Genomic DNA, 12,644 nt, shown 5'->3' with positions numbered 1-12,644 from the left:
TTTTAAAGGGGCGGCTGATTTGGTTGATTTGTGATAGGGATTATGATAAGGAGGAAAGTAAGAAAATGAGAGATCCGGTAAAAACGATTGGGAATTTGATTGATAAGCAGGGCGTGTCTTTTATTAGTTCTGTGGATGAGGAAGGGTTTCCTAATACGAAGGCTATGCTGCCGCCGAGGAAAAGGGAGGGGATTCAGGTGTTTTATTTTACTACCAATACTTCTTCTATGAGGGTAACGCAGTATAGAAAAAATCCACAGGCTTGTATTTATTTTTGTGACAGAAGATTTTTCCGGGGCGTTATGTTGACTGGTACTATGGAGGTACTGGAAGATAGTTCTTATAAGGAGATGATCTGGCAGGAAGGGGATACGATGTATTATCCGGAAGGGGTGACCGACCCGGATTATTGTGTTTTGCGTTTTACAGCAAGACAGGGGCGGTTTTATAGCAATTTTAGTTCTCAAACATTCGATATTGAATAAACTATTATTTTTGTAATATCATTTCTTACAAATGAAATCAGAAAGGAGCGTGTAATTGTATTGAATCATTATCAGGTAATTGATGAAAAAAGTTGGGAGAGGGCCATGCACTGTATGGTTTTTAGGAGTAGTGTTGAGCCTGCTTTTTGTGTGACCTTTGAGGCAGATGTTACGAATTTTTTGAAAAAGGTAAAACAGCAGAAATACTCTTTTACCCTTGCTATGGTGTATGCTGTGTGTAAGTGTGCGAATGAGATAGAAGCGTTCAGATACCGTTTTTTGGATGGGCAGGTTGTGTTGTTTGACAAGATTGATACCGCATTTACATATTTAAATACGGAGAGTGAATTATTCAAGGTAGTTAATGTGCAGATGCAGGAAAATATGCAGGATTATGTGGAACTGGCCGCCAAAACAGCCAGAGAGCAGAAAGAGTATTTTACCGGACCTTTGGGGAATGATGTGTTTCAATGTTCTCCAATGCCGTGGATCACATATACTCACATCTCCCATACAAATTCAGGCAAAAAAGATAACGCCACACCTTTATTCGACTGGGGCAGATATTATGAAAAAGACGAACGGATTGTTATGCCCTTATCTGTTCAGGCACATCATTCATTCGTAGATGGTATACATATTGGGAAATTTGCGGATAGGCTGCAAAAATATCTGAATGAATTTTAGCAAGATAAGAAATTTAAATGAAACTTGAATTTTGGAGGACTGGAAATGGCAGAAGCATTAACGTTTCGTTATGCAGAACGAAAGGATACGGAACTTATTTTAAAGTTTATTAGGGATCTTGCAAAATACGAAAAAATGGAAAATGAATTAATTGCAACGGTAGATTTGTTGGAAGAATCGCTGTTTGAAAAGCAAAAGGCGGAAGTTATATTTGCTATGGCAGATAACCGGGAAGTGGGTTTTGCCTTATTTTTTCATAATTTTTCTACTTTTCTGGGACGGGCAGGGCTATATCTTGAGGATTTATTTGTTCTTCCGGAATATCGGGGGCGCGGTTATGGGAAAGGCATATTGAAAAAGCTGGCGCAGACAGCTATCGAAAGAGGGTGTGGCAGGCTTGAGTGGTCTTGTCTTGACTGGAATAAGCCCAGTATTGATTTTTATTTATCTCTGGGAGCCGAGCCGATGGAAAAGTGGACGGTTTACCGTCTTGCGGGTAATACGTTAAAAGAACTGGCGTGTAAAACGACAGATTAGAGTAGAGTACCAGGAGGTGTGGTATTGAGGATTTTACTGGCGGAAGATGAGCCGGATCTGAACCGGCTGATTATAGATAAGCTGCAGGCAGAGCATTACAGCGTGGACTCCTGCATGGACGGGCAGACGGCATTGGATTACCTCGCGGCCGCGGACTATGATGCAGTGATTCTGGATATTATGATGCCGGGCGTGGATGGGCTGACTGTTTTAAAACGGCTCAGGGCGCAGGGCCGGAATATACCGGTTCTGCTGCTGACGGCACGGGATAGTATCGAAGACCGGGTGGCGGGACTGGATGCCGGAGCTAATGATTATCTGGTCAAGCCTTTTGCATTTGAGGAACTGCTGGCCCGGATCAGGGTGCTGCTGAGATCCCCCCGTGACACAGGCGGGGTGTGCTGCAGAATAGCTGATCTGGAAGTACATCTGGATACCCACGAGGTTATGCGCGGTGGAAAACAGATTGCGCTTTCAGGGAAAGAATTTGCGCTGCTCAGATATATGATCCAGAATGAAGGGATCGTGCTGTCGCGGGAAAAACTGGAGCAGCATCTCTGGAACTATGATTATCCGGGTGGCTCCAATGTGATTGATGTGTATATCCGCTATTTGAGAAAGAAAATCGATGAGGAATTTGAGACAAAACTTATCCATACCGTGCGCGGAACAGGATATGTCCTGAAAGTCAAGAACTGTGGATAACCGTCTGTCTTGTAATGCAGCACATGGCGCATGCATCGCTGCAAGCATACCGGGGTATGCCTGTATACTCTCGGAAATTCTGCTTGAAACTGGAGGTGGCTATGAGAAGATTTTCCCTGAAGATGAAGTTGACGCTCTTATACTCTTCATTTCTGATCATAATAATCGGTACGGTTCTGGCGATCCTGTTCTCGCTCAGTAGCAGGGAAGTCCTCCTCTCTGCCCAGGAAACGCTGAAAAGACAGGTGCAGAAAGGGGTTAGATATATCAGCTATAAGGACTGGGAGCTGGAGGTGGATGCAGATTTCTACGATCTGGAACAAAATGTCTATCTGTCACTCTATGACGGCGCGGGCGAATTTCTTTATGGCAGGATTCCTTATGAATTTGAGGAGCATCCTGCGTTTGAGGTAGAAAGTCTTCAGACCGTGTCGCAGAACGGACAGGCCTGGTATATCTATGATATGCTGCACAATGATGGAATCCACGGAAATATCTATGTAAGAGGCATTACTTCTGTGGATAGGGTGATATACAGCTTCCGCATCACGCAGAGGTTTGCCGCTGTACTGCTGCCTCTGCTTGCTGTGGTCACAGCGGCGGCATGTTATTACTTTACACGGCGGACGCTGCTTCCCGTGAAGCAGATGACAGACACCGTACAGCAGATCCAAAAGGACGGAGACCTGTCCAGGCGGATTGTGTTCCCTTTAGAACGCAAAGATAAAAACCGGGACGAGATCTATACACTGGCTGTTACTTTTGATCGGACACTGGAACGGCTGGAAGATTCCTTTGAGCGCGAAAAGCAGTTTACTTCCGATATATCCCATGAACTCAGAACTCCGGTCAGCGTTATTCTCGCCCAGTGTGAAGAACTACTGCAGAGCCGGGAGATGCCAAAGGAACAGTGCGACAGGGTACGGGTCGTACAGAAAAAGGCAGAGGATATGGCCGGAATGATCTCAAAGCTGCTGCTTTTATCCCGCGGAGAGCGGGGGATGCTGGAATTGAACCGGGAATATCTGAACCTGAGCGAGCTAACCCTGATGTGCGTGCAGGAACTAGAGAGCGCTGCAAGGGAAAAGAAGATAACAATAGAGACTGAGATAGAGCCGGAGGTATATGCCTGTGTGGATGAAACCTTATATATACATATGCTGGACAATTTGCTTTCAAATGCAGCTGCATATGGCAGACAAGGCGGCTATATACAGGTGTCCCTTTTCAAAAAGGAGGGGAGTATTATTGGCACGGTAGTGGATGACGGAATCGGTATATCACAAGCGGAACTTCCACATATCTGGACGAGATTCTACCGTGCCGATCAGTCAAGAACCTCAGACGGACATGTGGGGCTGGGGCTTCCGATGGTGAAATGGATCCTGGAGGCACATGGAGGCGGCGTTGAGGCAGAGAGCAGAACCGGGGAGGGCAGTACGTTTCAATTTTTCTTTCCTGACGGGATTTTTTAATCTTTCTTTAATCTAAGGCAGGTATACTGAGAATATGAATGACAGATGCGGGGAAACTAGTACATCGTAAAATAAGTAACTGACGCATAAGCTGAGATAAATTATCGAGAGTGCTGCTCCGCAAACGTAGGCGTAGTGGGCTGCACTGAGGCTTGTGGAGCAGTGCGATCGGAAATGCAGGCCGGTTTATGTGGCAGTTAATTATTATATGATGCACTAATATGTAGCTGCTGAAAGGAGGAAAAAGATGAAGAAAAAGAATGTTTTGAAAGTATATGCTGCCGTACTGTGTATGGTGTCTGTGGTTCTGATGCCCGGATGCGCCAAAAAAGGGATCGGGGAAGAGAAAGCGAAGGAAATAGCTTTCGCAGATGCGCAGACCGATGAGAAAGAAGCGTCCAGACTTCAGGTTTCCAGAGAAAAAGAGGATGGGAAGTCCGTCTATGAAATTTATTTTATGAATACGGAAAGCAAGGTGGAATATGAGTATGAAATTCTGGCCGATGACGGAACGATATTAAAGGCAGAAAGTGAAAGCACATATGCACGCCAGCAGGACGCACAGTACAAGCTGGATATCCAGAACCAGCTCGAGGAAGCGGAGGCGTTAAAAGAAGGCCTTGAAGAGCAGAAGCAGCGGTTAGAGGATCTGCTTGCGCGGGAGGAGAAAGACTTAGACAGCGAAGAACTTCAGGAAAATCTGGATGAAGTAAACGAGGAACTGCAGTCTGTCACGTACCACCTACAGGATCTGCAGACTTATATGGAGAATAATAAGGATCAGCTGATCGGTGTCAGCCTGAAGGAAGCACAAGAGCTGGCCCTAGAGCGTGTGGAGGGCGCGGGAAAGGATGATATTGTGATTGCTCTGGAGTACGATGACGGCGGGTATAAGTACGAAGGAGACATTATATACAGCGGACATAAATACGATTTTGAAATCCATGCCATGACCGGAGAATTTTTGGAATGGAGAAAAGAATAATGTAAATGAGAGAAGATGATAAAGTGAGGACTCCTGTCATATAAATAGAGTGATATCCGTTTGCGGGGTTATGACATGGAGACATTATCACAGATCATGAAATCGATCTACGGGTACCTGTGGGGAATGCCGATGCTGGTGGTTCTTCTGGGTACCCACTTGTATTTTACCGTCAGGCTTGGCTTTATCCAGCGTAAGATTCCTCTGGGAATACGGCTTAGCTTCTCGAAAAAAGAAGCCGGAGACGATGGTATCTCACCCTTTTCTGCGCTGGCGACGGCGCTGGCGGCTACAATTGGTACAGGGAATATCGTGGGCATCTCTGCCGCGATTGCCATAGGAGGGCCTGGTGCGGTGTTTTGGTGCTGGCTGACCGGAGTGTTTGGGATAGCAACCTGCTATGCCGAGTGCTTCCTATCCGCAAAATACAAAATAAGAAGGCCGGACGGTTCTTATACCGGCGGACCGATGTACGTGATGGAAAAGGTGCTGCATCAGAAAAGTGCGGCGGTGGTGTTTGCCGTCAGCACAATTCTGGCTTCTCTGGGAATGGGAAGCAGCGTCCAGTCACATTCAATTTGTGCCGCGGTGCAGGTAGAATTTCCGATTTCTCCGTCCGTAATCGGAATTGTCGCGGCAGTCCTGGTGGGGGCCGTGATGCTTGGCGGTGCAAAACAGATCTCAAAAGTGTGTACATATCTGGTTCCTTTTATGAGTGTTTTTTATTTCGGCGGATGCCTGTTCCTGATCTGGATAAACCGGGCATATCTGGGGGCGGCACTTGCTGTGATTGTGAAGTCTGCATTTACCTCCAAATCAGTATTTGGAGGGCTTGCCGGCACAGCTGTGATGGTGGGAATGCGGACGGGGATCTCAAAGGGACTGTTCACAAATGAGGCGGGCCTGGGCTCCATCCCCATGACTGCGGCTGCATCCAGAACCAATTCCCCGGTTAAGCAGGGCATCATTTCCATGACAGGGCCATTCTGGGATACGGTCGTGATGTGTGCAATCACCGGAATCGCCATCGTGAGCAGTATGTTAAGCGAACCGGGGATTTATGCCGGGGCTGCGGATGACCAGCTGTGCTTCCTGGCATTTGAAAAACTGCCGGTGGGCGGGAGCACGATGCTGTCCGTATCACTGGTACTTTTTGCCTATGCCTCTATCATTGGGTGGAGCTATTATGGCGAGTGTGCGGTGCAGTATTTGTGGGGAAATAAAAAAATCCTTCCCTTTAGAATCGCCTATATAGCGGCGGTATATCTGGGGGCAGTGATGTCCCTGGATCTTGTGTGGACGGTATCAGATCTATTTAACTCGTTTATGGCGATTCCTAATATACTTTGCATCTGGATGCTCCGGAAAGTGGTGATTCAGGAGACTGGGGCGAGCTTTGGGAGTGCAAGGGGCGGGGGACGCTGAATAACCGGGAAACCTGCCTCATGCCGGAGTACAACTCAAAGTAAATAGCACAATGTTTCGCCGGTCTAATTTCCCGAAAGCGCAGATGCAAAAGCATCAGCGTAGCCCCACTACGCCTGCGTTTTTGCATCTGCACTCTCGAAAAATTATACGCAGCGAACCATCATGCTATTTACTTTGAGTTATACTAGAGAATAGCGGTCCAGCCATATTCTCTATGTTTTTTCCTTAAGGGACTCTAAGACTTTTAAAATGGCATAGATACGCCTTCATTCTGATTGCCTGAATCTTTCATAATACTCCTTTGCTTTGTCCTCAGACATAGTGAACCTTTTCTGTAATTTTTTTATAATTTTATCCTTGTCAAATCCTTCCTCAATATAATCCTGTACCAATGCTTTGATTCCCTGCTCCGTCCTCCAGGCAGCACTCTGGTACCTCCTCGCATCTGGATTTGAAAGTATACATATATTTCTCCTCTATTTTAACATATATTTTCATCTGTTAATAGTATTTGGCACGCGAAAAAACAAGCATAGGCATCCCTCCCTGCGATTTTTGATTTCTCCAAACATTGAATTATCGGGCGAAACTGCCCTCAGGATTGAAATTAGAAATTTCAAAATAATGAATACAAAGAATGTTTGAAATGAATCCAATTCATTCTATTGGATTTATTAACATTACCATATATATAAGCTGACTGTCAATGGACAAAGCCATGGATGATTCGGGTCTTTTAAGGGCCGCATGTTCATGCTATAATATAGTCAATTGTTAAAGAGTTGGATTATATATAAGGAGCAGAAATAAGATGCCGATAAAATGGAAGACAGCGATTATTACACTGAGTGACAAGGGATACGCCGGGGAGCGGGAGGATAAAAGCGGGCCGCTGGTCAGGGAGATGATTGAGCGGGCCGGATATGAGGTGACGGAGATGGTTCTGCTTCCGGATGAGCGTATGATGATTGAGGAGAAGCTGAAAGAACTCTGCGATGAGAGGGAGACAGACTTGATTCTTACCTCCGGCGGGACAGGATTTTCGCCGAGGGACTGTACGCCGGAGGCGACTCTTGCCGTGGCGGAAAGAAATGCGCCGGGAATTGCCGAGGCGATGCGGTATGCTTCCCTGCAGGTTACCCCTCGTGCCATGCTGAGCAGGGGCGCCTCCGTAATGCGGGGGAAGACCCTGATTATTAACCTTCCGGGCAGCCCGAAAGCGGTAAAAGAAAATCTGGAATACATTCTGCCGTCTCTGTCCCATGGGCTGGAGATCATGAAGGGAATCACGGGGGAATGTGGAAGCGAAGCCAAAAACCCGGGGGTAAAGGCATGACAGATCAATATGGACGGGAAATAGAATATCTGAGAGTGTCTGTGACAGACCGGTGCAATCTTCGGTGCAGCTACTGTATGCCCGAGGAGGGAGTCGAGCAGGTCGCCCACAGTGAGATCCTGACTTACAGCGAGATTGCCAGGATCTGCCGGATCTGTGCGGACAAGGGGATATCAAAGATCAAGCTGACAGGCGGAGAGCCGCTGGTGAGAAAGGGCATCAGTGGCCTTTTGTATGAACTCAGGCAAATAGATGGAATTGAGCAAATTACTTTGACAACAAACGGAGTGCTGCTTGCAGGACAGATCGAAGAACTGGCGAAAGCGGGCCTGGATGCTGTTAATATCAGCCTCGATACGCTGGAGCGGGAACAGTATGCACAGATTACCAGACGGGACGAGCTTGGGAAAGCGCTGGAAGGTCTGGAGGCGGCGCTTAAGTATCCGGGCATCCGGGTAAAAGTAAACTGTGTCGCTCTGCAGGGAGTCAATGAAACCCAGTGGGTCCCCCTGGCGGCACTGGCAAAGAATGAGCCGGTGGATGTGCGGTTTATAGAGATGATGCCCATCGGGCATGGAAAATCCTGTGCCGGCAGCAGCCAGGAGGAGGTGTGCCGGGTGCTGAAACAAGCGTATGGTGATCCGAGGTTTTTAGCCGGAAGTTTTGGAAATGGTCCCGCAGTATATGCTGCTTTTCCGGGCTTTTCCGGGAAAATAGGTTTCATCAGCGCCATTTCACATCAGTTCTGCGGAAGCTGCAACAGGGTTCGCCTGACTGCGGAAGGTCTTTTAAAACCGTGTCTGCAGTATTCGAAAGGGGCGGATTTAAAGCGGCTGCTGAGAAGCGGGGCCGATGATTCAAAGCTGGATGAGGTCATCGGGAAGGTCATATTTGAGAAGCCCCGGTGCCATCAGTTTACGCTGAAAAGAGATGAGGGACAGGGGACAGAGAATGAGGGACCGCTGGAAGGAAAACAAATGTCAAGAATTGGGGGATAAACATGGGAAAAGTAATTGCGATTTGTACAAGTCCTGCAAAGGGGACACAGAAGACCAATGTCGGGGAGGCAGTATTTATAGAAAATTTTGGGATTGAGGGGGATGCCCACGCCGGAAAATGGCACAGACAGGTAAGCCTTCTTTCTTATGATAAAATAGAGGATTTCCGCAAGCGCGGTGCGGAGGTGGCCGACGGCGCTTTTGGGGAGAATCTGGTTGTTGAAGGGATCGATTTTAAGACATTCCCTGTAGGAACCCGTTTTCAGTGCAATGATGTGATCCTGGAGATGACACAGATCGGAAAAGAATGCCATCATGGCTGCGAGATCTTTCAGAAAATGGGAGACTGCATTATGCCAAGGGAAGGCGTCTTTGCAATCGTGATAAGAGGGGGGGCAATCCGGACGGGAGATATCCTGGAAGTGATTTGCAATGAAAATGAAGAATTTACGATGTATACACCAGCTGGAATATGAGGTCTGATAAGAATGGCACAGAATCGAAATGTAAAGTTAAAAGGGTGTCTGTATGCCTTTACGGCAGGTATGCTGTGGGGGATTACAAGTCCCGCGGCACAATACTTATTTGAAAGAAAGAATATCATTTCCGAATGGCTTGTGCCCTTCCGACTGGTCTTTGCCGGGCTGCTTCTGCTGATCTATGCGGGAGTAAGGCGGCAGGATATTACAAGTGTCTGGAAGGAGAAGACAGATGCGTGCAGGCTGGTTCTATTCGGAGTATTCGGCATGCTGGGCATGCAGTTTACCTTTTTCTCTGCTGTGCAGGAGATGGATGCCGGGACGGCGACAATCTTTCAGTACCTGAATCCGGCCATGCTGATCTTGTTTTTCGCGGTTGTTTATAAAATCATGCCGGGAAAGAAGGAGATCGCAGCTGTTCTGGCGGCAATCTCCGGGATTGCCATCGTTGCGACGCACGGTAATTTTTCGTCACTGGCGATTTCACCGAAAGGGTTTTTACTTGGCATGCTTTTGGCAGTGACGACCTGCTTTTACGGTGTGCTCCCGGCGCCTTTGGTTAAACGGTACAGCGCGGAAGCAGTCAGCGCCTGGGGGATGATTGTGGGGGGCCTGGTACTGATGGCTGTGACGAGGCCGTGGCGGATACCTGTTGTGATCGATGTTCAGGTTGCGGCGGCTTTTGTTACCATCATCACCGTAGGGACAATCCTGCCGTTCTGCTTTTATCTATCCGCAGTAAAGTACACCGGTTCTGTTTATGCCGGGCTTTTTTCCTGCGTGGAGCCGGTCGCGGCCTCAGTTGTAGCGGCGGTGTTCCTGGGTACCAGATTTATGAAAATGGATATTCTGGGGTTTGCGCTTGTCCTGTCCACTCTGTTTATCCTGGCAATTCCTGAGAAAGTGCGTTAAAATGTAACAGTCCAGGCCTGCCTGTAATCTTACGGTTACATTAGAAAAGAGCCGCTGCCCACGGACCGGCCTGTAAAGAGCAGAAAAAAGAGAGCTGTTCACACACGGCGGCTGCGTACAGCACGGCCTGAACAGCTTCTGACCGGAGGCTGATTCCTCTGGCTTCTGAAAAATTTCTTGCATGTGTATCTGAAAAGTTATATAGTGGACAATGGATTGCTGAAAAGCGGTCATAACATGAGGAAGAAATACAGAGGCTTAGAAGATGAAAAGTACAGTAAAAAAGAAAACATTGATGAAAGATATGACACAGGGCAGCCCGGTTAAACTGATTCTGGAATTTACCCTGCCCATGATATTTGGATTTTTGTTCCAGCAGTTTTATAATATGGCGGATACCGTGATTGTCGGCCGGTTCCTGGGGGTTAAAGCGCTTGCGGCCGTAGGCGCCACGGGCTCCGTGAATTTTTGTGTCATTGGATTCTGCATGGGGATATGCAATGGATTTGCGATACCGGTTGCACAGAAGTTCGGCGCAAAAGATGAGCGGGGGCTTCGCAAATCGGCTGGAAACGGGGCAACTCTGAGCGTGATCTTTGCGGCAGTGATGACAGGCATCACAGTGGTACTGTGCCGCCAGATACTGGAACTTATGAACACCCCGTCCGATATTATAGACGGCGCCTACCAGTATATTGTTGTGATATTTGCGGGCATTCCGGCTATCTTTCTATATAATCTGCTCTCCGGCTACATCCGCTCACTTGGAGATGCGAGGACGCCGGTCCTTTTCCTTACCGTGTCCTCCCTGCTGAATATTCTGCTGGATGTGCTGTTTATAGTAGTGTTTAAGATGGGTGTGGCGGGAGCTGCCTATGCAACGGTAGCATCCCAGGCGGTTTCGGGGATATTGTGTCTCTTCTATATGATGAAGCATTTCCCGATTCTGCGGCTTCAGAAGGAGGACTGGAAACTGAACCGAAGATATGTCGGCCCGCTGTGCAGGATGGGAATTCCTATGGGACTGCAGTATTCCATCACTGCCATCGGTAGCGTGGTTCTGCAGGTTGCGGTGAATTCTCTGGGGTCTATGGCAGTGGCTTCGGTGACCGCGGCCTCTAAGATTCAGATGCTTTTGTGCTGTCCCTTTGATGCGATGGGTTCTACCATGGCGACCTACGGCGGACAGAATGTAGGGGCCAAGCGTCTGGACCGGATCAGCAAAGGGTTGAAAGGCTGCCTTATCATCGGCGCGGTTTATTCTGCAGTGGCACTGGGAATTACTGTTCTGTGGGGAAAGCAGATTGCATGGCTGTTTATCGATAAAGGGGAAAGCCAGATTCTGGGGCAGGTGTACCAATACCTGCTGGGCTCCGCGGTCTGTTACATGCTGCTTGCCGCGGTGAATATTGTACGTTTTCTGATACAGGGTATGGGATACAGTATGTTTGCCATACTCGCAGGAGTGTGTGAAATGGCGGCGAGAGGATTTACAGGATTTATTCTGGTGCCGGCCTTCGGATATGGAGCAGTGTGCCTTGGCAACGGGCTTGCGTGGCTGGCTGCAGATTTGTTTCTGATTCCGGCGTTTTTTCAGGTGATGAAGAGATTAAGAAGATTGTTTCAGGAGGAAAAGATAAGATGAAATGGAATAGTTTCCGGTTAAAGACGACAACAGAGGCGGAAGATATTGTCAGCAGTATGCTGATGGACCTGGGAATCCAGGGAGTGGAGATCGTGGACAAGGTTCCGCTGACGCAGGCGGACAAAGAGCAGATGTTTGTAGATATTCTTCCCGAGGGGGAAGCTGATGACGGAGTGGCATACCTGAACTTTTACCTGGAAGTGGAAGCGGATAAAGAAAAGATTCTCGGCGATGTCAGAAGAGAACTGGAGGAGATGTCTTCCTATGTGGATGTGGGAGAATGTATCATAGAGGAGTCCCAGACAGAGGACGTCGACTGGGTGAACAACTGGAAGCAGTATTTCCATCAGTTCTATGTGGATGATATCCTGATCATTCCATCCTGGGAGGATGTAAAACCGGAAGACAGCGATAAACTTGTGATCCACATTGATCCGGGCACTGCATTTGGCACGGGCATGCATGAGACGACGCAGCTATGCATCCGTCAGCTGCGCAAATACGTGACTTCTGAGACACAGATTCTGGATGTGGGCTGCGGGAGCGGTATCCTGGGAATGCTGGCGCTGAAGTTCGGTGCAGCCTATTCCGTGGGAACGGATCTGGATCCCTGTGCGATAAATGCCACCAATGAGAATATGGAGGTCAATGGAATCAACCGTGATCAGTATGAAGTAATGATCGGGAATATCATTGATGATAAGGCGGTACAGGAAAAAGCAGGATACGCACGGTACGATATTGTTGCGGCAAATATCCTGGCAGACGTGTTGGTGGAGCTGACGCCGGTGATCGCGGACCATATGAAAGCAGGCGGTATTTATATTACCAGCGGTATTATCGATGATAAGGAACAGACCGTGATCCGCGCAGTGGAGGAAGCCGGGCTGGAAGTGCTGGAAGTGACTTACCAGGGCGAATGGGTATCTGTAACTGCAAGAAAGAATTAGAAAGATACGGCGTCAGAAAGAG

Annotated in this window: 13 protein-coding genes; all 13 read left to right on the top strand. The window is 48.0% G+C overall.

The annotated features are described in order from the left end of the window. The first annotated feature begins 65 nt into the window (after window positions 1-65). The 13 genes from MWG26_RS15810 (at window position 66) to prmA (ending at window position 12,622) form a co-directional block, all read left to right on the top strand. Window positions 66-485, top strand: a complete 420-nt coding sequence (locus MWG26_RS15810) for a pyridoxamine 5'-phosphate oxidase family protein (RefSeq protein WP_025656736.1) — start codon at window positions 66-68, stop codon at window positions 483-485. A gap of 60 nt (window positions 486-545) precedes the next feature. Beyond that, window positions 546-1,172 carry a CatA-like O-acetyltransferase gene (locus MWG26_RS15805; RefSeq protein ID WP_025656737.1) on the top strand — a complete coding sequence of 209 codons (627 nt, stop codon included), beginning with the start codon at window positions 546-548 and terminating at the stop codon, window positions 1,170-1,172. A 45-nt stretch (window positions 1,173-1,217) separates the two neighbouring features. Further along, window positions 1,218-1,709, top strand: a complete 492-nt coding sequence (locus MWG26_RS15800) for a GNAT family N-acetyltransferase (RefSeq protein ID WP_025656738.1) — start codon at window positions 1,218-1,220, stop codon at window positions 1,707-1,709. A gap of 24 nt (window positions 1,710-1,733) precedes the next feature. Further along, the gene (locus tag MWG26_RS15795) at window positions 1,734-2,414 is read left to right on the top strand and encodes a response regulator transcription factor (RefSeq protein WP_025656739.1); all 681 of its coding nucleotides are present in this window, start codon (window positions 1,734-1,736) and stop codon (window positions 2,412-2,414) included. A gap of 101 nt (window positions 2,415-2,515) precedes the next feature. After that, window positions 2,516-3,889, top strand: a complete 1,374-nt coding sequence (locus tag MWG26_RS15790) for a sensor histidine kinase (protein WP_025656740.1) — start codon at window positions 2,516-2,518, stop codon at window positions 3,887-3,889. Window positions 3,890-4,136: 247 nt separating this feature from the next. After that, window positions 4,137-4,874 carry a PepSY domain-containing protein gene (locus MWG26_RS15785; protein ID WP_025656741.1) on the top strand — a complete coding sequence of 246 codons (738 nt, stop codon included), beginning with the start codon at window positions 4,137-4,139 and terminating at the stop codon, window positions 4,872-4,874. 75 nt (window positions 4,875-4,949) lie between these two features. Then, on the top strand, window positions 4,950-6,299 hold the full coding sequence (locus MWG26_RS15780; protein ID WP_025656742.1) for an alanine/glycine:cation symporter family protein: 1,350 nt from the start codon (window positions 4,950-4,952) through the stop codon (window positions 6,297-6,299). An 814-nt stretch (window positions 6,300-7,113) separates the two neighbouring features. Next, entirely contained in the window at window positions 7,114-7,638 is a 525-nt protein-coding gene (locus MWG26_RS15775) for a MogA/MoaB family molybdenum cofactor biosynthesis protein (RefSeq protein ID WP_025656743.1), read from the top strand. Then, window positions 7,635-8,636: a GTP 3',8-cyclase MoaA gene (gene moaA, locus MWG26_RS15770; protein WP_025656744.1), complete on the top strand. Its 1,002-nt coding sequence runs from the start codon at window positions 7,635-7,637 to the stop codon at window positions 8,634-8,636. Before MWG26_RS15775 ends, moaA begins: the two co-directional genes overlap by 4 nt. Window positions 8,637-8,638: 2 nt before the next feature. Beyond that, complete coding sequence (locus MWG26_RS15765) at window positions 8,639-9,112, top strand: MOSC domain-containing protein (protein WP_025656745.1); 474 nt, start codon at window positions 8,639-8,641, stop codon at window positions 9,110-9,112. 12 nt (window positions 9,113-9,124) lie between these two features. Next, complete coding sequence (locus tag MWG26_RS15760) at window positions 9,125-10,027, top strand: DMT family transporter (protein WP_025656746.1); 903 nt, start codon at window positions 9,125-9,127, stop codon at window positions 10,025-10,027. Between the two features lie 265 nt (window positions 10,028-10,292). Beyond that, a complete protein-coding gene (locus tag MWG26_RS15755) occupies window positions 10,293-11,672 on the top strand; it encodes an MATE family efflux transporter (protein ID WP_025656747.1) in 1,380 nt (459 codons plus the stop codon). After that, window positions 11,669-12,622: a 50S ribosomal protein L11 methyltransferase gene (gene prmA, locus MWG26_RS15750; RefSeq protein WP_025656748.1), complete on the top strand. Its 954-nt coding sequence runs from the start codon at window positions 11,669-11,671 to the stop codon at window positions 12,620-12,622. Before MWG26_RS15755 ends, prmA begins: the two co-directional genes overlap by 4 nt. The last annotated feature ends 22 nt before the right edge of the window (window positions 12,623-12,644 follow it).

Origin of the sequence: Faecalicatena contorta, from assembly GCF_022835095.1 — a bacterium.
GTDB lineage: Bacteria > Bacillota > Clostridia > Lachnospirales > Lachnospiraceae > Faecalicatena > Faecalicatena contorta.
The sequence above is the reverse complement of the archived record's forward strand: the minus strand, read 5'-3'. Positions and strand labels throughout refer to the sequence as shown.

Bases quoted from the DNA above. Each gene is read 5' to 3' on its own strand.
- MWG26_RS15800 (WP_025656738.1), top strand. From the start codon at position 1,218: ATGGCAGAAGCATTAACGTTTCGTTATGCAGAACGAAAGGATACGGAA.
- MWG26_RS15760 (WP_025656746.1), top strand. From the start codon at position 9,125: ATGGCACAGAATCGAAATGTAAAGTTAAAAGGGTGTCTGTATGCCTTT.
- moaA (WP_025656744.1), top strand. From the start codon at position 7,635: ATGACAGATCAATATGGACGGGAAATAGAATATCTGAGAGTGTCTGTG.
- MWG26_RS15780 (WP_025656742.1), top strand. From the start codon at position 4,950: ATGGAGACATTATCACAGATCATGAAATCGATCTACGGGTACCTGTGG.
- prmA (WP_025656748.1), top strand. From the start codon at position 11,669: ATGAAATGGAATAGTTTCCGGTTAAAGACGACAACAGAGGCGGAAGAT.
- MWG26_RS15785 (WP_025656741.1), top strand. From the start codon at position 4,137: ATGAAGAAAAAGAATGTTTTGAAAGTATATGCTGCCGTACTGTGTATG.
- MWG26_RS15765 (WP_025656745.1), top strand. From the start codon at position 8,639: ATGGGAAAAGTAATTGCGATTTGTACAAGTCCTGCAAAGGGGACACAG.
- MWG26_RS15810 (WP_025656736.1), top strand. From the start codon at position 66: ATGAGAGATCCGGTAAAAACGATTGGGAATTTGATTGATAAGCAGGGC.
- MWG26_RS15775 (WP_025656743.1), top strand. From the start codon at position 7,114: ATGCCGATAAAATGGAAGACAGCGATTATTACACTGAGTGACAAGGGA.
- MWG26_RS15790 (WP_025656740.1), top strand. From the start codon at position 2,516: ATGAGAAGATTTTCCCTGAAGATGAAGTTGACGCTCTTATACTCTTCA.
- MWG26_RS15755 (WP_025656747.1), top strand. From the start codon at position 10,293: ATGAAAAGTACAGTAAAAAAGAAAACATTGATGAAAGATATGACACAG.